The following is a 19,534-nucleotide window of genomic DNA, read 5'->3' on the forward strand; positions in this document are numbered from 1 at the left end:
GGCCCCTTGATAGATGTAAATAACTTTGAATATATGAAGATTGGACTTGCTTCACCTGACAAGATTCGTTCTTGGTCATACGGTGAAGTTAAGAAACCAGAAACAATTAACTATCGTACGTTAAAGCCTGAAAAAGATGGCTTGTTCTGTGAGCGTATTTTCGGACCACAAAAGGACTGGGAATGTCATTGCGGAAAATACAAACGTGTACGTTATAAAGGTGTAGTTTGTGATCGATGTGGCGTTGAAGTAACGCGTGCAAAAGTACGTCGTGAACGTATGGGTCATATCGAATTAGCTGCTCCTGTATCTCATATTTGGTATTTCAAAGGTATCCCGAGCCGCATGGGACTTGTCTTAGACATGTCCCCTCGCGCGCTTGAAGAAGTAATTTATTTCGCTTCTTATGTTGTAACAGAAAGTGGAGATACACCACTTGATAAGAAGCAATTACTTTCTGAAAAAGAATACCGTGCATATCGTGATCGATATGGTAGCACATTCCAAGCTGCTATGGGTGCAGAAGCGATTAAAAAGCTACTACAAGACATTGATTTAGATAAAGAAGTAGACTTCTTAAAAGAAGAATTAAAAACAGCACAAGGACAACGCCGTACTCGTGCTATTAAACGTCTAGAAGTATTAGAAGCATTCCGTAACTCTGGAAATGAACCATCTTGGATGATCTTAGATGTTCTACCAGTTATCCCACCAGAACTACGCCCAATGGTACAGTTAGATGGTGGACGTTTTGCTACTTCTGACTTAAACGACTTATATCGTCGTGTAATTAACCGTAACAACCGTTTAAAACGTCTATTGGACCTAGGTGCTCCAAGCATCATCGTTCAAAACGAAAAACGTATGTTACAAGAAGCTGTAGACGCATTAATTGATAATGGTCGTCGTGGCCGTCCGGTTACTGGACCAGGTAACCGTCCATTAAAATCACTATCTCACATGCTTAAAGGTAAACAAGGACGTTTCCGTCAAAACTTATTAGGTAAACGTGTTGACTACTCTGGCCGTTCTGTAATCGTTGTAGGACCGAACTTAAAGATGTACCAATGTGGATTGCCGAAAGAAATGGCGCTTGAACTGTTCAAACCTTTCGTTATGAAAGAGTTAGTTGGAAAAGGTTTAGCACACAACATTAAGAGTGCTAAACGTAAAATTGAGCGTGTACACCCTGAAGTTTGGGACGTTTTAGAATCTGTGATTAAAGAGCATCCAGTACTTCTAAACCGCGCACCAACACTTCACCGTCTTGGTATCCAGGCGTTTGAACCTACATTAGTAGAAGGTCGCGCAATTCGTCTTCACCCACTTGTATGTACTGCATACAATGCGGACTTTGACGGTGACCAAATGGCGGTTCACGTTCCGTTATCATCAGAGGCACAAGCAGAAGCTCGTATTCTTATGTTAGCGGCACAAAACATCTTGAATCCAAAAGACGGAAAACCAGTTGTTACTCCATCTCAGGATATGGTATTAGGTAACTACTACTTAACACTTGAGCGTGAAGGCGCAATCGGTGAAGGTATGGTCTTCAAAGATGCAAACGAAGCAATACTTGCATACCAAAATGGATATGTACATCTGCACACACGTGTTGCAGTTGCTGCAAGTTCAGTAAATAACGTAACATTTACTGAAGAGCAAAAAGGTAAGCTTCTATTAACAACAGTTGGTAAATTAATATTTAACGAAATCTTACCAGAGTCGTTCCCTTATATTAATGAACCGACAAACTCAAACCTTGAAAAAGAAACACCAGCGGAATATTTCGTTGAAAAAGGTGCGAACATTAAAGAAATTATTGCTAGTCGCGAAGAAGTGGCGCCATTTAGCAAGAAGATCCTTGGTAACATCATTGCGGAAGTATTCAAGCGTTTCCAAATTACGGAAACATCTCGCATGCTTGACCGTATGAAAAACTTAGGATTTAAGTACTCTACAAAAGCTGGTATTACAGTTGGGGTATCTGACATTCTTGTATTAGGTGAAAAAGATGAAATTCTCCATGAAGCACAAGCAAAAGTAGATAATGTAATTAAACAATTCCGTCGTGGTTTAATCACGGAAGAAGAACGTTACGATCGCGTTATCTCTATTTGGAGTAATGCAAAAGATGTTATCCAAGGAAAACTGATGAAATCCTTGAATAAACGCAACCCAATCTTCATGATGAGTGATTCCGGTGCCCGTGGTAACGCATCGAACTTTACTCAGCTTGCTGGTATGCGTGGTCTGATGGCCAATCCATCTGGTCGTATTATCGAACTTCCAATTAAATCAAGTTTCCGTGAAGGTTTAACAGTACTTGAGTACTTCATCTCTACGCATGGTGCGCGTAAAGGTCTTGCCGATACAGCACTTAAAACTGCCGATTCTGGTTACTTAACACGTCGTCTTGTAGACGTTGCACAAGATGTAATTGTCCGTGAAGATGATTGTGGAACAGATCGTGGTCTATTAATTGGTGCGATTAAAGAGGGTAATGAAGTAATTGAGTCATTATATGATCGTCTTGTTGGACGTTTTGCAAGAAAAACTGTAAAACATCCTGAAACAGGTGAAGTATTAGTTAGTGAAAACCAATTAATTACTGAAGATATCGCTCATATCGTTGAGAATTCGGGTGTTGAAACTGTAAACATTCGTTCAGCGTTCACGTGTAACACTCGCCATGGTGTATGTAAGAAGTGTTACGGCCGTAACTTAGCAACTGGTACAGACGTAGAAGTAGGAGAAGCGGTAGGTATTATCGCAGCTCAGTCTATCGGTGAGCCAGGTACACAGTTAACGATGCGTACGTTCCATACAGGTGGGGTTGCCGGAGATGATATTACTCAAGGTTTACCTCGTATCCAAGAGATCTTCGAAGCTCGTAATCCGAAAGGTCAGGCAGTTATCAGTGAAATCGACGGTGTTATCGCAGCGATCAACGATGTTAAAGATCGCCAAGAAGTAGTTGTACAGGGTGAAGTTGAAGCTCGTACGTATGCTATTCCTTACGGTGCTCGTCTGAAAGTAACGTTAGGACAGCCAATTAGCCACGGTAAAGAGTTAACAGAAGGTTCTATTGATCCGAAAGAATTACTAAAAGTAACGGACATTACAGCAGTGCAAGAATACTTATTACGTGAAGTTCAAAAAGTATACCGTATGCAAGGGGTAGAAATTGGTGACAAACACGTAGAGGTAATGGTACGTCAAATGCTACGTAAAGTTCGTGTAAGTGATGCAGGTGAAACAGACGTATTACCAGGAACATTACTAGATATCCATCAGTTTACTGATGCGAATGCGAAGGTGTTACTGAAAGGTAAACAACCAGCGACAGCTAGACCTGTTCTACTTGGTATTACAAAAGCTTCACTTGAAACTGATTCATTCTTATCTGCAGCATCATTCCAAGAAACAACTCGTGTCTTAACTGATGCAGCAATTAAAGGTAAACGTGATGAGCTTCTAGGATTGAAAGAGAACGTTATTATCGGTAAACTTGTTCCTGCTGGAACAGGTATGAATCGTTATCGCAAAGTGGATCTTGTAAAAACAACACAAGATAACATGAATGTAGAAAACGATGAAGTTTATGTGGAACAGTAAAATTTTCCGTCGTAAATTTTGTATAAAAACAGCTAATCCTAGTTGACATTGTATGAGTCAAAATGTTACTATAATCAAGGTTGCTCCTGAACGATGCTTTGGAGGATATTTATATGTCTTATCAAAAAGTGTCAAATGCTGAAAATGTAGTCGTTGGTCATAAACGCACATTGGAAGCAATCAAAAATGGTATAGTTAAAGAAGTTGTTATTGCAGAAGATGCTGATGTGCGGTTAACCCATGTTATCATTCGCACTGCTTTGCAACATAACATACCCATAACAAAAGTTGAATCAGTTCGTAAGCTTGGAAAAGTTTCGGGGATTCAAGTGGGAGCTTCAGCAATAGGAATAATAAGTTAAAACTGTTTTTGTGAGGAGAGAGCATTTGCTCTTCCTTGCAAAAACTTTGTTTTCAACTAATAATGAACCACCTGGATATGTGGTCATACAAACATGCGAAGGGAGGATAATCAAATGCCTACTATTAACCAATTAGTGAGAAATGGTCGTACTGATAAAGTATGGAAATCTAAATCACCTGCGTTAAACAAAGGTTTTAACTCTTTAAAGAAAAAATCAACTGATATCTCTGCACCTCAAAAACGTGGTGTATGTACTCGTGTTGGTACAATGACTCCAAAGAAACCTAACTCAGCGTTACGTAAATACGCTCGTGTACGTTTAACAAACGGTATTGAAGTTACAGCTTACATCCCAGGTATCGGTCATAACCTACAAGAGCATAGCGTAGTATTAATTCGCGGTGGTCGAGTAAAGGATTTACCAGGGGTACGTTACCACATCGTTCGTGGAGCGCTTGATACAGCTGGTGTTGACAAACGTATGCAAGGACGTTCTAAATATGGTACTAAGCGACCAAAACCTGCTAAAAAATAATAAACTTATAATGAAAGGAGGAACTCAATATGCCTCGTAAAGGACCTGTTGCGAAACGTGACGTGTTACCAGATCCAATGTACAATTCTAAGCTAGTAACACGCCTTATCAACAAAATGATGGTTGACGGTAAAAAAGGTAAATCTCAAACAATTCTTTATAACGCTTTCGATATCGTTCGTGAACGTTCAGATAAAGAACCAATGGAAGTATTCGAGCAAGCTCTTAAGAACATCATGCCTGTTCTTGAAGTACGCGCTCGTCGTGTTGGTGGTGCTAACTACCAAGTTCCAGTTGAGGTTCGTCCAGAACGCCGTACAACTTTAGGTCTTCGCTGGTTAGTAAACTATGCTCGTCTTCGTGGTGAAAAAACTATGGAAGAGCGTCTAGCTTACGAAATCTTAGATGCAGCTAACAACGCTGGTGCATCTGTTAAGAAACGTGAAGACACTCATAAAATGGCAGAAGCTAACAAAGCATTTGCTCATTACCGTTGGTAGGATTCAACGCAAAATAAATGTAAGCATAAACCGCTTTATTTGTCGCTTATGGAAGTGTGGAGAGGGAGAATGCCTCTCCCTTTCGTTGGGCGCTCGTTTTACATAATGAGGGTACTGGACACTGGCATATGTAACAATATAAAGTGGCTTTTTTGCTACTTAAAATAAAAATCCAATCCATATATGGAAGGAGCAAGACACCAAATGACAAGAGAGTTCTCTTTAGAAAACACTCGTAATATTGGTATCATGGCTCACATCGATGCTGGTAAAACAACAGCAACTGAGCGTATTCTGTATTACACAGGACGTATTCATAAAATCGGTGAAACTCATGAAGGTGCATCTCAGATGGACTGGATGGAGCAAGAGCAAGAGCGTGGTATCACAATTACTTCTGCTGCAACTACAGCTCAATGGAAAGGTCACCGTGTAAACATCATTGATACTCCAGGACACGTAGACTTCACAGTAGAAGTAGAACGTTCTTTACGCGTACTTGATGGTGCGGTAGCAGTACTTGATGCACAATCTGGTGTAGAACCACAAACAGAAACTGTTTGGCGTCAGGCTACTACTTACGGTGTACCTCGTATCGTATTCGTTAACAAAATGGATAAGATCGGTGCAGATTTCTTATACTCTGTAGGAACAATCCACGATCGTTTACAAGCAAACGCACATCCAATTCAGTTACCAATCGGTGCTGAAGACGAGTTCAATGGTATCATTGACCTTGTTGAAGAGTGTGCTTACATGTACGGTAACGATTTAGGAACAGACATCGAGCGTGTCGAAATTCCTGAAGAGCACAAAGAACTAGCTGAAGAATACCGTGGAAAGCTTATTGAAGCGGTAGCTGAGCTTGATGAAGAAATGATGATGAAGTACCTAGAAGGTGAAGAAATCACTGTAGAAGAGCTTAAAGCTGGTATCCGTAAGGCTACAACTTCTGTAGAATTCTTCCCAGTAATCTGTGGTTCTGCATTCAAAAACAAAGGTGTTCAAATTCTGTTAGACGCAGTTATCGACTACCTACCATCTCCATTAGATGTACCTGCTATTAAAGGTACTCTTCCGGATACAGATGAAGAAATCGAACGTAAGTCTAGCGATGAAGAACCATTCGCAGCTTTAGCATTCAAAATCATGACTGACCCTTATGTTGGTAAGTTAACGTTCTTCCGTGTGTACTCTGGTGTGTTAAACTCTGGATCATACGTGAAAAACTCAACTAAAGGTAAGCGTGAGCGTGTAGGACGTATCCTACAAATGCACGCTAACAGCCGTGAAGAGATTTCAACAGTTTACGCTGGTGATATCGCTGCTGCTGTAGGTTTAAAAGATACTACTACTGGTGATACTCTTTGTGACGAGAAGAGCCTTGTTATCCTTGAGTCTATGGAATTCCCAGAGCCAGTTATCTCTGTAGCTATCGAACCAAAATCTAAAGCTGACCAAGATAAAATGGGTACAGCATTATCTAAGCTTTCTGAAGAAGATCCAACATTCCGTGCTCACACTGACCAAGAAACTGGCCAAACTATCATCGCTGGTATGGGTGAACTTCACCTTGATATCATCGTTGACCGTATGCGCCGTGAATTCAAAGTTGAGGCAAACGTTGGTGCTCCTCAGGTAGCATACCGTGAAACTTTCCGCGCTGCTGCGAAAGTTGAAGGTAAGTTTGCTCGTCAATCTGGTGGACGTGGACAATTCGGTCACGTTTGGATTGAGTTTGCACCTAACGAAGAAGGTAAAGGATTTGAATTCGAAAACAAAATCGTCGGCGGTGTAGTTCCACGTGAATACATCCCAGCTGTTGGAGCGGGTCTTGAAGACTCACTTAAAAATGGTGTACTAGCTGGTTACCCACTAGTTGACATTAAAGCAGCATTAGTTGACGGTTCTTACCATGATGTCGATTCATCTGAGATGGCGTTCAAAATCGCTGCATCTATGGCACTTAAAGCTGCGGTTTCTAAATGTAACCCAGTAATTCTTGAGCCAATGATGAAAGTTGAAGTTGTAATTCCTGAAGAGTACATGGGAGACATCATGGGTGACGTAACATCTCGTCGTGGACGTGTAGAAGGTATGGAAGCTCGCGGTAACGCACAAGTTGTTCGCGCTATGGTTCCACTTTCTGAAATGTTCGGTTATGCGACAGCATTACGTTCTAACACTCAAGGCCGCGGAACATTCTCAATGACATTTGATCATTATGAAGAAGTACCGAAGTCTGTTTCAGAAGAAATTATTAAAAAAAATAAAGGCGAATAATTGATTTTTATCAATTGTTCGAGTATAACTACTTATGTAAGCTTAGAAAGTGGGACGTAAGTTTCGCTTTCTAGTCTAAATATAAAATAACCTATATAAACTAAGGAGGAATTTAGAATGGCTAAAGCTAAATTCGAACGTTCTAAACCCCATGTTAACATCGGTACAATCGGCCACGTTGACCATGGTAAAACTACATTAACTGCTGCGATCACTACAGTTCTTGCAAAAGCTGGTGGTGCTGAAGCACGCGGATACGATCAAATCGACGCTGCTCCAGAAGAAAGAGAGCGCGGAATCACAATCTCAACTGCACACGTTGAGTACGAAACTGAAACTCGTCACTATGCACACGTTGACTGCCCAGGTCACGCTGACTATGTTAAAAACATGATCACTGGTGCTGCTCAAATGGACGGCGGTATCTTAGTAGTATCTGCTGCTGATGGTCCAATGCCTCAAACACGTGAGCACATCCTTCTTTCTCGTCAAGTAGGTGTTCCTTACATCGTTGTATTCTTAAACAAATGCGACATGGTAGACGACGAAGAATTATTAGAATTAGTAGAAATGGAAGTTCGTGACCTATTATCTGAATACGGATTCCCAGGCGACGACATTCCTGTAATCAAAGGTTCTGCTCTTAAAGCTCTTCAAGGAGAAGCTGATTGGGAAGCAAAAATCATTGAATTAATGACTGAAGTTGATGCTTACATCCCAACTCCAGAACGTGAAACTGACAAACCATTCTTAATGCCTATCGAGGATGTATTCTCTATCACAGGTCGTGGTACAGTTGCAACTGGTCGTGTAGAGCGCGGAATCGTTAAAGTTGGTGACGTAGTAGAAATCATCGGTCTTGCTGAAGAGAATGCTTCTACAACTGTAACTGGTGTAGAAATGTTCCGTAAACTTCTTGACCAAGCTCAAGCTGGAGACAACATCGGTGCTCTTCTTCGTGGGGTTGCTCGTGAAGACATCCAACGTGGACAAGTTCTTGCTAAAACTGGCTCTGTAAAAGCACACGCTAAATTCAAAGCTGAAGTTTTCGTATTATCTAAAGAAGAAGGTGGACGTCACACTCCATTCTTCGCTAACTACCGTCCTCAGTTCTACTTCCGTACAACTGACGTAACTGGTATCATCCAATTACCAGAAGGTACTGAAATGGTAATGCCTGGTGACAACATCGAAATGACTATCGAACTTATCGCTCCAATCGCTATCGAAGAGGGAACTAAATTCTCTATTCGTGAAGGTGGACGTACAGTAGGTTACGGTGTAGTTGCTACTATCGTTGAGTAATCTTAACTGATATAAAACCCCCCCAAAGGATTTTTCCTTGGGGGGGTTTCTTTGTGTTCGTATAATGAATAAGAGGATATCTTTATGTTTTGACGAGTTTCTTCTATAGTATATAAAAACATTAAAACAAAACCCAAAAACTGTAAAACGAATTCTAGTAGATGAAAACTTGAAATTCTTTAAAGTGCCATGTATAATAGCAAAAGTAGAGAAAAGCAGATGCAAACAAAAAGATGCTTGCATCTAGACGAATAACATTGTATAATAGACAATGTTGGTCTTTGACTGCGATGAAGTGGAAGGTTGCTGACACACCCGGCCGCTTTGCCATGGCATGGTGTGGGGAAATTTCCATGGAGAAGGTCTATTTTAGAAATAGGCGAACGAAGGAGGGAAAATAATGGCAAAAGAAAAAATTCGTATCCGTTTAAAAGCTTATGATCACCGTATTCTTGATCAATCAGCTGAGAAAATTGTAGAAACAGCTAAGCGTTCTGGGGCAACAGTTTCTGGTCCGATCCCATTACCAACTGAGAAGACTATTTACACAATTCTTCGTGCTGTTCATAAGTACAAAGATTCTCGTGAGCAATTCGAAATGCGCACACACAAACGTTTAATCGATATCGTGAGTCCTACTCCACAAACAGTAGATTCATTAATGCGTTTAGACTTACCGTCTGGTGTAGATATCGAAATCAAACTATAAATTATATAACTTAAAAATGTAGGAGGTGTAACTCATGACCAAAGGAATCTTAGGAAGAAAGATCGGTATGACTCAAGTATTTGCTGAGAACGGTGAGTTAATCCCAGTAACAGTTATCGCTGCTAATCCAAACGTTGTTCTTCAAAAGAAAACAACTGAAACTGATGGCTACAATGCAATCCAGTTAGGATTTGAAGATAAACGTGAAAAGTTAACTAACAAACCTGAACAAGGCCACACTGCTAAAGCATCTACAACTCCTAAGCGCTTCATTCGCGAAATCCGCGATGCAGACGTGGACGGATTAGAGGTTGGTCAAGAGGTAAAAGTTGAAGTTTTCGCTGCAGGTGAAATCGTTGACGTAACAGGAATTTCTAAAGGTAAAGGTTTCCAAGGTGTTATTAAACGCCACGGACAATCTCGCGGACCTATGTCTCATGGTTCTCGCTATCACCGTCGTCCAGGTTCAATGGGCCCAGTTGCTCCGAACCGTGTATTCAAAGGCAAAAAACTTGCTGGACGTATGGGTGGAGACCAAGTTACTATCCAAAACTTAGAAATCGTTCAAGTTGACACTGAGCGCAACTTATTACTAGTAAAAGGTAACGTTCCAGGTGCTAAGAAATCTCTTGTAGTTGTTCAAGGCGCTGTGAAGGTTAGCAAATAATTCACAATAGGAAGGAGGAATTCCAATGCCAAAAGTTACTGTATATAACCAAACTGGTTCACAGGTTGGTGAAATCGAATTAGCTGAAGCTATTTTCGGTATCGAACCAAATGAAGCTGTACTTTTCGAAGCTGTAATGATGCAACGTGCATCTTTACGTCAAGGTACACACAAAGTAAAAACTCGTTCTGAAGTTCGTGGTGGTGGTCGTAAACCATGGCGTCAAAAAGGAACTGGACGTGCTCGTCAAGGGTCTATCCGCTCTCCTCAATGGCGTGGTGGTGGTACGGTATTCGGACCTACACCAAGAAGCTATGCGTACAAACTTCCTAAGAAGGTTCGTCGTTTAGCAATCAAATCTGCATTAGCTACTAAAGTAGTTGAGAACAACATTGTAGTTCTTGAAGACCTAGTGTTAAATGCACCAAAAACAAAAGACATGCTAGCAGTACTTAAAGGATTAACTGTTGAGAAGAAAGCTCTTATCGTAACTGCTGATGCAAACGAATCTGTAGAGTTATCTGCTCGCAATATCCCTGGAGTAACAGTAATCACTGCTGAAGGCGTAAACGTTTTAGACGTGCTTCATCATGATAAGCTAATCATGACAAAAGCGGCAGTGGAAAAAGTAGAGGAGGTGCTTGCATAATGAGAGATCCTCGTGATATCATTAAGCGCCCAGTTATCACTGAACGTTCTATGGAAATGATGGCTGAAAAAAAATATACGTTCGACGTGGACGTTAAATCTAATAAAACAGAGGTTAAAGACGCTATCGAAGCGATCTTTGGTGTTAATGTAGACAAAGTAAACATCATGAACTACAAGCCGAAAGCAAAACGTGTTGGTCGTCACGCTGGTTTTACTAGCCGTCGTCGTAAAGCAATCGTTAAGCTAACTGCTGACAGCAAAGAAATCGAAATCTTCCAAGGCGTTTAATTCTTACTAAAGAAGGAGGGAAATTGAGATGGGAATTAAAAAGTATAATCCAACTACTAACGGTCGTCGTAACATGACTACGAATGATTTCGCTGAAATCACGACTGACAGACCGGAAAAGTCTTTACTTGCTCCTTTAAGCAAAAAGGCTGGTCGTAATAACCAAGGTAAAATTACTGTACGTCATCAAGGTGGCGGACATAAGCGTCAATACCGTATCATCGACTTTAAACGTAACAAAGATGGAATTCCAGGACGCGTTGCTACGATTGAATATGATCCAAACCGCTCTGCGAATATCGCATTAATTAACTACGTTGACGGTGAAAAACGTTACATTCTTGCTCCTAAATCTTTAGAAGTAGGTATGGAAGTTATGTCTGGCCCAGAAGCTGACATCAAAATCGGTAACGCATTACCATTAATCAACATTCCAGTAGGTACTGTTGTTCATAACATCGAGCTTAAGCCTGGTCGTGGCGGACAATTAGTTCGTTCTGCTGGTACATCTGCTCAAGTACTTGGTAAAGAAGGTAAATACGTACTTGTACGTTTAACTTCTGGTGAAGTACGTCTTGTATTATCTGCTTGTCGCGCTTCAATCGGTCAAGTAGGTAACGAACAACATGAACTTATCAAAATCGGTAAAGCAGGTCGCTCTCGCTGGTTAGGTAAACGCCCAACAGTTCGTGGTTCTGTAATGAACCCGGTTGATCACCCACACGGTGGTGGTGAAGGTCGTTCTCCAATCGGACGTAAGTCTCCAATGTCTCCATGGGGTAAACCAACTCTTGGATTCAAGACTCGTAAGAAAAACAAAGCGTCTGACAAATTTATCGTTCGTCGTCGTAAAAAATAATGGGATTGTAGTACGGTTCATTTCTAGAACCGTACGCCAATCACGAAGGGAGGCACCAAAATGGCTCGTAGCTTAAAAAAAGGACCATTTGTCGATGATCACTTAATGAGCAAAATGGAAAAATTAGTTGCATCTGAGCAAAAACAAGTTGTTAAAACTTGGTCTCGCCGTTCAACAATCTTCCCTCAGTTCATCGGACACACAATCGCTGTATATGATGGTCGTAAACACGTACCTGTGTACATCACTGAGGATATGGTTGGCCATAAGTTAGGTGAATTCGCACCAACTCGTACGTATAAAGGTCACCTTGCTGACGATAAGAAAACTAGAAGATAATGAGAGGAGGCACTTCAATGCAAGCTAAAGCAGTAGCGAGAACAGTTCGTATTGCTCCTCGTAAAGTTCGTTTAGTAGTAGACTTAATCCGAGGTAAGCAAGTGGGTGAAGCGATTGCTATCCTTAACCACACACCAAAAACTGCTTCTCCAGTTGTAGAAAAAGTTTTAAAATCTGCAATCGCAAATGCAGAGCACAATTATGAGATGGACATTAACAACCTAGTTGTAGAAAAAGTTTTCGTTGACGAAGGTCCAACGTTGAAACGTTTCCGTCCACGTGCAATGGGTCGTGCAAGCCAAATTAACAAACGCACAAGCCACATCACAGTTGTGGTATCAGAAAAGAAGGAGGGATAATCGATGGGTCAAAAGGTTAATCCAATTGGTCTTCGTGTCGGTGTTATCCGTGACTGGGAATCTCGTTGGTTCGCTGAGAAAGATTACGCTACATTATTACATGAAGACATCAAAATCCGTGAGTACATTAATGTACGCTTAAAAGATTCTGCTGTTGCTAAAGTAGAAATCGAACGTGCAGCAAATCGTGTAAATGTTACAATTCACACAGCAAAACCTGGTATGGTAATTGGTAAAGGTGGTACTGAAGTTGAAGCACTTCGTAAAGCTCTTAACCAATTAACAGGCAAGCGTGTACACATCAACATTTTAGAAGTTAAGAGAGCTGATCTTAACGCTAAATTAGTAGGCGAAAACATCGCTCGTCAATTAGAAAACCGTGTATCATTCCGTCGTGCACAAAAGCAAGTTATTCAACGTGCTATGCGTGCAGGTGCTAAAGGTATTAAAACACAGGTTTCTGGTCGTCTTGGCGGAGCTGATATCGCTCGTGCAGAATCTTACAGTGAAGGAACTGTTCCACTTCATACACTTCGCGCTGATATTGACTATGCAGCAGTTGAAGCTGATACAACATACGGTAAATTAGGCGTAAAAGTATGGATCTACCGTGGAGAAGTCCTTCCTACAAAAAAGAAAGCTTCTGAGGAAGGAGGAAAATAATATGTTAATGCCAAAACGCGTAAAATATCGTAGAGAGCATCGTGGTAAAATGCGTGGTCGTGCTAAAGGTGGAACTGAAATTGCTTTCGGTGAATTCGGTTTACAAGCACAAGCTGCTTCATGGATTACAAACCGTCAAATCGAAGCTGCTCGTCGTGCAATGACTCGTTACATGAAACGTGGCGGTAAAGTATGGATTAAAATTTTCCCTTCTAAACCTTACACTGCAAAACCTCTAGAAGTACGTATGGGTTCCGGTAAAGGGGCACCAGAAGGCTGGGTAGCAGTAGTAAAACCTGGGAAAATTATGTTCGAAATCGCGGGTGTATCTGAAGAGGTAGCACGCGAAGCATTACGTCTTGCAGCTCACAAGTTACCTGTGAAATGTAAATTCGTAAAACGTGAAGAAAATGGTGGTGAATCTAATGAAAACTAATGATATTCGTGAATTAACCACTGCCGAAATCGAAACAAAAGTTAAAGCTTTAAAGGAAGAGTTGTTTAATCTTCGCTTCCAACTTGCTACAGGACAATTAGAGAATCCAACTCGCATTCGTGAAGTGCGTAAAGCAATTGCTCGTATGAAAACTGTAGTTCGTGAAAGAGAGATCGGAATTAATCGATAAATTGAGGGGAGGTTTGCATAGTGAGCGAACGTAACCAACGCAAAGTTTATACTGGTCGTGTAGTGTCTGACAAAATGGACAAAACGATTACAGTTTTAGTTGAAACTTACAAAACTCATTCCTTGTACGGAAAACGTGTTAAGTATTCTAAGAAGTACAAAGCCCATGATGAGCAAAACCAAGCGAAACTTGGCGATATCGTTAAAATCATGGAAACTCGCCCGCTTTCTGCTACTAAGCGTTTCCGTTTAGTTGAAATCGTTGAAGAAGCGGTTATTATCTAAATAGACGAATCGGAATTTTTAGTCCGAAGGGAGGTTTCATAACATGATCCAACAAGAATCTCGTTTGAAAGTTGCTGACAACTCTGGTGCACGTGAACTTTTAACAATTAAAGTATTAGGCGGCTCTGGTCGTAAATATGCTAACATTGGTGACATTATCGTTGCTACGGTAAAACAAGCAACACCAGGTGGCGTTGTTAAAAAAGGTGACGTTGTTAAAGCAGTAGTAGTACGTACGAAGAGCGGAGCTCGTCGTCCGGACGGTTCTTACATCAAATTTGATGAAAACGCAGCGGTTATCATTAAAGACGATAAGAGCCCACGTGGTACTCGTATCTTCGGACCAGTAGCTCGTGAATTACGTGATAGCAACTTCATGAAGATCGTTTCTTTAGCTCCAGAAGTTCTATAATTTAAGGTATTGCCTTGCTAAGGAGGTGCAGAATTAAGATGCATGTAAAAAAAGGTGATAAAGTACAGGTAATCACTGGTAAAGACAAAGGAAAACAAGGCGTTATCCTTGTGGCTTTCCCAAAGCAAAACCGTGTTATCGTTGAGGGTGTTAATATCGTTAAGAAGCACTCTAAGCCATCTCAATTAAATCCACAAGGTGGAATTATTACTAAAGAAGCACCTATTCACGTTTCTAACGTTATGATTTTAGATCCGAAAACAGGTGAACCTACTCGTGTAGGCTTCAAAGTAGAAGATGGTAAAAAAGTTCGTATTGCAAAAAAATCTGGTGAATTATTAGATAAATAATTTTCTTAAGAAAGGAGGTCACTTCATTGAATCGCCTTAAAGAGAAGTTCCAAAAGGAAATTACTCCTGCTCTAGTGAGCAAGTTTAACTATAAATCTGTGATGGAAGTACCGAAAATCGAAAAGATCGTAATCAACACTGGTGTTGGTGACGCGGTATCTAACTCAAAAGCTTTAGACAATGCAGTAGAAGAATTAACACAAATCGCAGGTCAAAAACCTGTTGTAACTCGTGCTAAAAAATCAATCGCTGGTTTCCGTCTTCGTGAAGGTATGCCAATCGGTGCGAAAGTAACTTTACGCGGCGAGCAAATGTATGAGTTCTTCGACAAATTAGTATCGGTTTCTTTACCACGTGTACGTGATTTCCGTGGTGTTTCTAAGAAATCATTCGATGGTCGTGGGAACTACACATTAGGTGTTAAAGAGCAACTTATCTTCCCTGAGATTGATTATGATAAAGTAAGCAAAGTCCGCGGTATGGACATCGTAATCGTTACTACAGCGAAAACTGATGAAGAAGCTCGTGAACTTTTAACACAATTCGGTATGCCATTCCAAAAATAATGGAAGCCAACGCTAAGTAGAGGAGGCGAAAACGTGGCTAAAAAATCTATGATAGCGAAACAAAAGCGTACTCCTAAGTTTAAAGTACAAGAGTATACACGTTGCGAACGCTGCGGTCGTCCGCATTCTGTATACCGCAAATTTAAACTTTGCCGTATTTGTTTCCGTGAACTTGCATATAAAGGTCAAATTCCTGGTGTTAAAAAAGCTAGTTGGTAAAACCCACAAATGGGAAGGAGGTAAAACACATGGTGATGACAGATCCAATTGCAGACATGCTTACTCGCATCCGTAATGCGAACATGGTACGTCATGAGAAATTAGAGGTTCCTGCTTCTAAAATCAAAAAAGAGATCGCTGAACTTTTAAAACGTGAAGGTTTCATTCGTGATGTAGAATACATCGAGGATAACAAACAAGGTATCCTTCGTATTTTCCTGAAATATGGTGCAAACAATGAACGTGTAATCACTGGATTAAAACGTATCAGTAAACCTGGCTTACGCGTTTACGCTAAAGCTGACGAAGTACCACGTGTACTTAACGGATTAGGTATCGCTCTTGTTTCTACATCTAAGGGAGTAATGACAGACAAAGACGCTCGTCAATTACAAACTGGTGGAGAAGTAGTAGCATACGTTTGGTAATATATATTTAAAACGAACGGAGGTGTGACCACATGTCTCGTATTGGTAAAAAGATTCTTGAAATCCCTGCAGGTGTTACTATTACAATTGCAGAAGACAATACTGTAACAGTAAAAGGCCCTAAAGGTGAATTAACTCGTAAATTCAATGCTGATATGTCTATCAAAATTGAAGAAAATACACTAACAGTTGAGCGTCCATCTGAACAGAAGGAACACCGTGCATTACACGGTACAACTCGTGCTTTAATCGGAAACATGGTTGAAGGTGTAACTGCAGGTTTCGCACGCGGACTTGAATTAGTCGGTGTTGGTTACCGTGCTCAAAAACAAGGAGATAAACTTGTTTTAAGCGTAGGTTATTCTCATCCAGTAGAAATGACTCCGGAAGCAGGTCTTGAAGTTGAAGTACCTGCACCAACTAAAATCGTAATTAAAGGTATCGACAAGCAACGTGTTGGCGAATTTGCTGCTAACATCCGTGCTGTACGTGCTCCTGAGCCTTATAAAGGTAAAGGTATTCGTTACGAAGGCGAAGTTGTTCGTCGTAAAGAAGGTAAAACTGCTAAGTAAACCCGTTAGGTGAGAGAAAGGAGTGACAAGAATGATCACTAAAGCTGATAAAAATGCGACTCGTAAGAAAAGACATGCACGTGTACGTGCTAAACTTACTGGTACTGCAGAGCGTCCACGTTTAAACGTGTTCCGTTCTAACCAACATATTTACGCTCAAGTTATTGATGATGTGAATGGTGTAACGTTAGTAAGTGCATCTACTCTTGATAAAGACCTTGCTCTTAACGGTACTAGCAATACTGAAGCTGCTACGAAAGTTGGAGAATCAGTTGCTAAGCGTGCTGTAGAGAAAGGCGTTAAAGAAGTAGTATTTGATCGCGGTGGTTACTTATACCATGGCCGTGTTAAAGCTCTAGCTGAAGCTGCTCGTGAGGCTGGATTACAATTTTAATGGTCAAAGGAGGGAAAATTGATGCATCGCATTGACCCAAGTAAATTAGAACTTGAAGAACGTGTAGTTACGATAAATCGTGTCGCGAAAGTTGTTAAGGGTGGTCGTCGTTTCCGCTTTGCTGCACTAGTTGTAGTTGGCGATAAAAACGGTCATGTTGGATTCGGTACTGGTAAAGCACAAGAGGTACCAGACGCAATCCGCAAAGCTATCGAAGACGCTAAGAAAAACTTAATCGCTGTACCATTAGTTGGTACAACAATTCCACACACAATCAACGGTCACTTTGGAGCTGGTGAAGTATTCTTAAAACCTGCTGCTGAAGGTACTGGTGTTATTGCTGGTGGACCTGTTCGTGCGGTACTTGAATTAGCTGGTGTACAAGATATTCTTTCGAAATCTCTTGGTTCTAACACACCAATCAACATGATTCGCGCTACTGTGAACGGATTAAGCGAACTTAAGCGCGCTGAAGATGTTGCAAAATTACGCGGTAAATCTGTAGAAGAGCTACTAGGTTAAGGAGGGAAAACAAATGGCGAAAAAGTTAGAAATTACCCTCACTCGTAGTGTAATTGGTCGTCCACAAGATCAACGTGCGACGGTAGAAGCTTTAGGTCTTAAAAAGTTGAATTCAACTGTAGTTAAGGAAGAAACTCCTGCTATTCTTGGTATGATCAACAAAGTTTCTCACCTTTTAACTGTAAAAGAAGCTTAAGGATAACTCATTAATATAAGGAGGTGCCTGGGAATGAAACTTCATGAATTAAAACCTGCAGAAGGTTCTCGTAAAGTACGTAACCGTGTCGGTCGTGGTATCGGTTCTGGTAACGGTAAAACTGCTGGTAAAGGTCATAAAGGACAAAACGCACGTTCTGGTGGCGGTGTTCGTCTTGGCTTCGAAGGTGGTCAAACTCCATTATTCCGTCGTTTACCAAAACGCGGCTTCACAAACATTAACCGTAAAGAGTTTACTATTGTAAACTTATCAACGTTAAATCGTTTTGAAGATGGTACAGAAGTAACACCTGAATTATTGCTGGAAACTGGCGTTATCAGCAAGTTAAACGACGGTGTTAAAATTCTTGCAAGCGGAGCAGTAGAGAAAAAACTAACTGTTAAAGCGCACAAGTTCTCTTCAAGTGCTAAAGAAGCAATTGAAGCAGCTGGCGGATCAGTTGAGGTGATCTAATGTTTCGTACAATCTCCAACTTTATGCGCGTTGCTGAGATAAGACGTAAAATATTATTCACTTTAGCGATGTTAATCGTATTCAGGATTGGCACGTTTATCCCAGTGCCATTTACAAATGGAGACGTACTGAAAGCACAAGACCAATTAAATGCTTTAGGTATTCTAAATACATTTGGCGGTGGCGCCTTGAAAAACTTCTCCATCTTTGCGATGGGAATCATGCCGTATATTACAGCATCCATCATCGTGCAATTATTGCAGATGGATGTTGTTCCTAAATTTTCGGAATGGTCGAAGCAAGGTGAAATGGGCCGTCGTAAACTAACGCAATTCACGCGTTACTTTACAATTGTTCTTGCGTTTATTCAGGGGTTTGGTATGTCAATCGGTTTTAACGGTATGGTAGGTGGGCAATTAATTTTGAATCCTGGTTGGAGCACTTATTTATACATTGCTACGGTACTGACTGCTGGTACTGCATTTTTAATGTGGTTAGGTGAACAGATTACAGCTAAAGGTGTAGGTAATGGTATTTCCATCCTTATCTTTGGCGGTATTGCCGCAGCGATCCCAAGTGTTATATCTCAAGTGTATCAACAACAGTTTCAAAATATCGGAGATCAATTGTTCATGAGTATCGTTAAAGTTGCATTGATTTTACTAGCTGTGCTAGCAGTTATTGTTGGTGTTATTTTCATTCAACAAGCTGTTAGAAAGATCCCAATTCAATACGCGAAGCGTGTAACAGGAGGGAATGGGAATCATGCTGGAGCACAAAACACACATTTACCGCTTAAGGTAAATAGTGCGGGTGTTATTCCAGTCATTTTTGCTGTTTCATTCTTAATTACGCCTCCAACTATTGCACAGTTCTTCCCGAAACATGATGTATCGCAGTGGATTATTGCAAACTTTAACTATTCTCACCCAGTGGGAATGATCATATATGTTGCGCTCATTGTAGCCTTCACATATTTCTATGCATTTGTTCAGGTTAATCCAGAGCAAATGTCAGAGAATTTAAACAAGCAAGGTGGATATGTTCCAGGTATTCGTCCGGGTAAGAATACGGAACAATATCTAACAAAAATCTTGTATCGTTTGACCTTTGTAGGATCAATTTTCCTAGCAGCGATTGCAATCTTACCAGTTATCTTTACGAAATTGGGAAATCTTCCTCCATCTGCACAGATTGGTGGAACGAGTATGTTAATCGTTGTCGGCGTTGCTTTAGAAACAATGAAGCAGCTAGAAAGCCAACTGGTAAAACGCCATTACAAAGGGTTTATCAAGCAGTGAGTAAGTGGGAAGAACTATCTTCCCTACATGCTCATGTACTGAGGGGGAAC

Annotated in this window: 28 protein-coding genes; all 28 read left to right on the top strand. The window is 40.8% G+C overall.

The features are described from left to right. Positions 1-6 precede the first annotated feature (6 nt). The 28 genes from rpoC to secY all read left to right on the top strand — a co-directional run bounded on the left by rpoC (position 7) and on the right by secY (position 19,484). Positions 7-3,618 carry a DNA-directed RNA polymerase subunit beta' gene (gene rpoC / locus MR170_RS14030; protein ID WP_016084024.1) on the top strand — a complete coding sequence of 1,204 codons (3,612 nt, stop codon included), beginning with the start codon at positions 7-9 and terminating at the stop codon, positions 3,616-3,618. 113 nt (positions 3,619-3,731) lie between these two features. Next, positions 3,732-3,980 (top strand): 50S ribosomal protein L7ae-like protein, encoded by a 249-nt coding sequence (locus tag MR170_RS14035; protein WP_000121833.1) that lies wholly within the window; start codon positions 3,732-3,734, stop codon positions 3,978-3,980. Between the two features lie 114 nt (positions 3,981-4,094). Continuing rightward, entirely contained in the window at positions 4,095-4,517 is a 423-nt protein-coding gene (gene rpsL, locus MR170_RS14040; RefSeq protein ID WP_001142341.1) for a 30S ribosomal protein S12, read from the top strand. A 29-nt stretch (positions 4,518-4,546) separates the two neighbouring features. Beyond that, positions 4,547-5,017 carry a 30S ribosomal protein S7 gene (rpsG, locus tag MR170_RS14045; protein ID WP_001137492.1) on the top strand — a complete coding sequence of 157 codons (471 nt, stop codon included), beginning with the start codon at positions 4,547-4,549 and terminating at the stop codon, positions 5,015-5,017. Positions 5,018-5,221: 204 nt separating this feature from the next. Next, on the top strand, positions 5,222-7,300 hold the full coding sequence (gene fusA, locus MR170_RS14050) for an elongation factor G (protein ID WP_000196383.1): 2,079 nt from the start codon (positions 5,222-5,224) through the stop codon (positions 7,298-7,300). 117 nt (positions 7,301-7,417) lie between these two features. Then, entirely contained in the window at positions 7,418-8,605 is a 1,188-nt protein-coding gene (tuf, locus tag MR170_RS14055) for an elongation factor Tu (RefSeq protein WP_001029617.1), read from the top strand. Positions 8,606-9,005: 400 nt separating this feature from the next. Beyond that, positions 9,006-9,314: a 30S ribosomal protein S10 gene (gene rpsJ, locus MR170_RS14060; protein ID WP_001040595.1), complete on the top strand. Its 309-nt coding sequence runs from the start codon at positions 9,006-9,008 to the stop codon at positions 9,312-9,314. Positions 9,315-9,348: 34 nt separating this feature from the next. Further along, complete coding sequence (rplC, locus tag MR170_RS14065) at positions 9,349-9,981, top strand: 50S ribosomal protein L3 (protein ID WP_000160209.1); 633 nt, start codon at positions 9,349-9,351, stop codon at positions 9,979-9,981. 25 nt (positions 9,982-10,006) lie between these two features. After that, positions 10,007-10,630: a 50S ribosomal protein L4 gene (gene rplD / locus MR170_RS14070; RefSeq protein WP_016084023.1), complete on the top strand. Its 624-nt coding sequence runs from the start codon at positions 10,007-10,009 to the stop codon at positions 10,628-10,630. Then, the gene (gene rplW / locus MR170_RS14075; protein WP_001205557.1) at positions 10,630-10,920 is read left to right on the top strand and encodes a 50S ribosomal protein L23; all 291 of its coding nucleotides are present in this window, start codon (positions 10,630-10,632) and stop codon (positions 10,918-10,920) included. The genes rplD and rplW overlap by 1 nt, the downstream gene beginning before the upstream one ends. Positions 10,921-10,948: 28 nt before the next feature. Beyond that, positions 10,949-11,779, top strand: a complete 831-nt coding sequence (gene rplB / locus MR170_RS14080; RefSeq protein ID WP_000511583.1) for a 50S ribosomal protein L2 — start codon at positions 10,949-10,951, stop codon at positions 11,777-11,779. Between the two features lie 60 nt (positions 11,780-11,839). Continuing rightward, complete coding sequence (gene rpsS, locus MR170_RS14085) at positions 11,840-12,118, top strand: 30S ribosomal protein S19 (RefSeq protein WP_000124454.1); 279 nt, start codon at positions 11,840-11,842, stop codon at positions 12,116-12,118. Between the two features lie 17 nt (positions 12,119-12,135). Then, on the top strand, positions 12,136-12,477 hold the full coding sequence (gene rplV, locus MR170_RS14090) for a 50S ribosomal protein L22 (RefSeq protein WP_001148024.1): 342 nt from the start codon (positions 12,136-12,138) through the stop codon (positions 12,475-12,477). 3 nt (positions 12,478-12,480) lie between these two features. Then, a complete protein-coding gene (rpsC, locus tag MR170_RS14095; RefSeq protein WP_000529956.1) occupies positions 12,481-13,140 on the top strand; it encodes a 30S ribosomal protein S3 in 660 nt (219 codons plus the stop codon). Between the two features lies 1 nt (position 13,141). Continuing rightward, positions 13,142-13,576: a 50S ribosomal protein L16 gene (rplP, locus tag MR170_RS14100; RefSeq protein WP_000928969.1), complete on the top strand. Its 435-nt coding sequence runs from the start codon at positions 13,142-13,144 to the stop codon at positions 13,574-13,576. Further along, on the top strand, positions 13,566-13,766 hold the full coding sequence (gene rpmC, locus MR170_RS14105; protein WP_000855718.1) for a 50S ribosomal protein L29: 201 nt from the start codon (positions 13,566-13,568) through the stop codon (positions 13,764-13,766). Before rplP ends, rpmC begins: the two co-directional genes overlap by 11 nt. 20 nt (positions 13,767-13,786) lie before the next feature. After that, positions 13,787-14,050 carry a 30S ribosomal protein S17 gene (gene rpsQ, locus MR170_RS14110; protein WP_000004106.1) on the top strand — a complete coding sequence of 88 codons (264 nt, stop codon included), beginning with the start codon at positions 13,787-13,789 and terminating at the stop codon, positions 14,048-14,050. 43 nt (positions 14,051-14,093) lie between these two features. Further along, positions 14,094-14,462: a 50S ribosomal protein L14 gene (gene rplN, locus MR170_RS14115; protein WP_000615912.1), complete on the top strand. Its 369-nt coding sequence runs from the start codon at positions 14,094-14,096 to the stop codon at positions 14,460-14,462. A gap of 38 nt (positions 14,463-14,500) precedes the next feature. Continuing rightward, positions 14,501-14,812, top strand: a complete 312-nt coding sequence (gene rplX, locus MR170_RS14120) for a 50S ribosomal protein L24 (protein WP_000558200.1) — start codon at positions 14,501-14,503, stop codon at positions 14,810-14,812. 26 nt (positions 14,813-14,838) lie between these two features. Then, a complete protein-coding gene (rplE, locus tag MR170_RS14125; protein WP_001080829.1) occupies positions 14,839-15,378 on the top strand; it encodes a 50S ribosomal protein L5 in 540 nt (179 codons plus the stop codon). 33 nt (positions 15,379-15,411) lie between these two features. Next, the gene (gene rpsN / locus MR170_RS14130; protein ID WP_001085700.1) at positions 15,412-15,597 is read left to right on the top strand and encodes a 30S ribosomal protein S14; all 186 of its coding nucleotides are present in this window, start codon (positions 15,412-15,414) and stop codon (positions 15,595-15,597) included. 29 nt (positions 15,598-15,626) lie between these two features. After that, positions 15,627-16,025, top strand: a complete 399-nt coding sequence (gene rpsH, locus MR170_RS14135) for a 30S ribosomal protein S8 (protein WP_000245511.1) — start codon at positions 15,627-15,629, stop codon at positions 16,023-16,025. A 32-nt stretch (positions 16,026-16,057) separates the two neighbouring features. Continuing rightward, positions 16,058-16,597, top strand: coding sequence for a 50S ribosomal protein L6 (gene rplF, locus MR170_RS14140; RefSeq protein WP_000086551.1), 540 nt, complete (start codon positions 16,058-16,060; stop codon positions 16,595-16,597). A 31-nt stretch (positions 16,598-16,628) separates the two neighbouring features. Next, positions 16,629-16,991, top strand: coding sequence for a 50S ribosomal protein L18 (gene rplR / locus MR170_RS14145; protein WP_000628818.1), 363 nt, complete (start codon positions 16,629-16,631; stop codon positions 16,989-16,991). Positions 16,992-17,012: 21 nt separating this feature from the next. After that, positions 17,013-17,513 (top strand): 30S ribosomal protein S5, encoded by a 501-nt coding sequence (rpsE, locus tag MR170_RS14150; RefSeq protein WP_000554646.1) that lies wholly within the window; start codon positions 17,013-17,015, stop codon positions 17,511-17,513. Positions 17,514-17,526: 13 nt separating this feature from the next. Continuing rightward, on the top strand, positions 17,527-17,709 hold the full coding sequence (gene rpmD, locus MR170_RS14155) for a 50S ribosomal protein L30 (protein WP_001085233.1): 183 nt from the start codon (positions 17,527-17,529) through the stop codon (positions 17,707-17,709). 33 nt (positions 17,710-17,742) lie between these two features. Next, positions 17,743-18,183: a 50S ribosomal protein L15 gene (gene rplO / locus MR170_RS14160; protein ID WP_000766083.1), complete on the top strand. Its 441-nt coding sequence runs from the start codon at positions 17,743-17,745 to the stop codon at positions 18,181-18,183. Beyond that, positions 18,183-19,484: a preprotein translocase subunit SecY gene (secY, locus tag MR170_RS14165; protein WP_000490118.1), complete on the top strand. Its 1,302-nt coding sequence runs from the start codon at positions 18,183-18,185 to the stop codon at positions 19,482-19,484. The genes rplO and secY overlap by 1 nt, the downstream gene beginning before the upstream one ends. Positions 19,485-19,534: the final 50 nt, after the last annotated feature.

Source organism: Bacillus cereus group sp. BfR-BA-01524 (assembly GCF_022662595.1).
GTDB classification, from domain to species: Bacteria; Bacillota; Bacilli; order Bacillales; family Bacillaceae_G; genus Bacillus_A; species Bacillus_A thuringiensis_S.

What these genes read in the sequence shown, in the direction of transcription:
- MR170_RS14035 (WP_000121833.1), top strand. Translation starts at nt 3,732, where the DNA reads ATGTCTTATCAAAAAGTGTCAAATGCTGAAAATGTAGTCGTTGGTCAT.
- rpsL (WP_001142341.1), top strand. Translation starts at nt 4,095, where the DNA reads ATGCCTACTATTAACCAATTAGTGAGAAATGGTCGTACTGATAAAGTA.
- rpsG (WP_001137492.1), top strand. Translation starts at nt 4,547, where the DNA reads ATGCCTCGTAAAGGACCTGTTGCGAAACGTGACGTGTTACCAGATCCA.
- fusA (WP_000196383.1), top strand. Translation starts at nt 5,222, where the DNA reads ATGACAAGAGAGTTCTCTTTAGAAAACACTCGTAATATTGGTATCATG.
- tuf (WP_001029617.1), top strand. Translation starts at nt 7,418, where the DNA reads ATGGCTAAAGCTAAATTCGAACGTTCTAAACCCCATGTTAACATCGGT.
- rpsJ (WP_001040595.1), top strand. Translation starts at nt 9,006, where the DNA reads ATGGCAAAAGAAAAAATTCGTATCCGTTTAAAAGCTTATGATCACCGT.
- rplC (WP_000160209.1), top strand. Translation starts at nt 9,349, where the DNA reads ATGACCAAAGGAATCTTAGGAAGAAAGATCGGTATGACTCAAGTATTT.
- rplD (WP_016084023.1), top strand. Translation starts at nt 10,007, where the DNA reads ATGCCAAAAGTTACTGTATATAACCAAACTGGTTCACAGGTTGGTGAA.
- rplW (WP_001205557.1), top strand. Translation starts at nt 10,630, where the DNA reads ATGAGAGATCCTCGTGATATCATTAAGCGCCCAGTTATCACTGAACGT.
- rplB (WP_000511583.1), top strand. Translation starts at nt 10,949, where the DNA reads ATGGGAATTAAAAAGTATAATCCAACTACTAACGGTCGTCGTAACATG.
- rpsS (WP_000124454.1), top strand. Translation starts at nt 11,840, where the DNA reads ATGGCTCGTAGCTTAAAAAAAGGACCATTTGTCGATGATCACTTAATG.
- rplV (WP_001148024.1), top strand. Translation starts at nt 12,136, where the DNA reads ATGCAAGCTAAAGCAGTAGCGAGAACAGTTCGTATTGCTCCTCGTAAA.
- rpsC (WP_000529956.1), top strand. Translation starts at nt 12,481, where the DNA reads ATGGGTCAAAAGGTTAATCCAATTGGTCTTCGTGTCGGTGTTATCCGT.
- rplP (WP_000928969.1), top strand. Translation starts at nt 13,142, where the DNA reads ATGTTAATGCCAAAACGCGTAAAATATCGTAGAGAGCATCGTGGTAAA.
- rpmC (WP_000855718.1), top strand. Translation starts at nt 13,566, where the DNA reads ATGAAAACTAATGATATTCGTGAATTAACCACTGCCGAAATCGAAACA.
- rplN (WP_000615912.1), top strand. Translation starts at nt 14,094, where the DNA reads ATGATCCAACAAGAATCTCGTTTGAAAGTTGCTGACAACTCTGGTGCA.
- rplX (WP_000558200.1), top strand. Translation starts at nt 14,501, where the DNA reads ATGCATGTAAAAAAAGGTGATAAAGTACAGGTAATCACTGGTAAAGAC.
- rpsH (WP_000245511.1), top strand. Translation starts at nt 15,627, where the DNA reads ATGGTGATGACAGATCCAATTGCAGACATGCTTACTCGCATCCGTAAT.
- rplF (WP_000086551.1), top strand. Translation starts at nt 16,058, where the DNA reads ATGTCTCGTATTGGTAAAAAGATTCTTGAAATCCCTGCAGGTGTTACT.
- rplR (WP_000628818.1), top strand. Translation starts at nt 16,629, where the DNA reads ATGATCACTAAAGCTGATAAAAATGCGACTCGTAAGAAAAGACATGCA.
- rpsE (WP_000554646.1), top strand. Translation starts at nt 17,013, where the DNA reads ATGCATCGCATTGACCCAAGTAAATTAGAACTTGAAGAACGTGTAGTT.
- rpmD (WP_001085233.1), top strand. Translation starts at nt 17,527, where the DNA reads ATGGCGAAAAAGTTAGAAATTACCCTCACTCGTAGTGTAATTGGTCGT.
- rplO (WP_000766083.1), top strand. Translation starts at nt 17,743, where the DNA reads ATGAAACTTCATGAATTAAAACCTGCAGAAGGTTCTCGTAAAGTACGT.
- secY (WP_000490118.1), top strand. Translation starts at nt 18,183, where the DNA reads ATGTTTCGTACAATCTCCAACTTTATGCGCGTTGCTGAGATAAGACGT.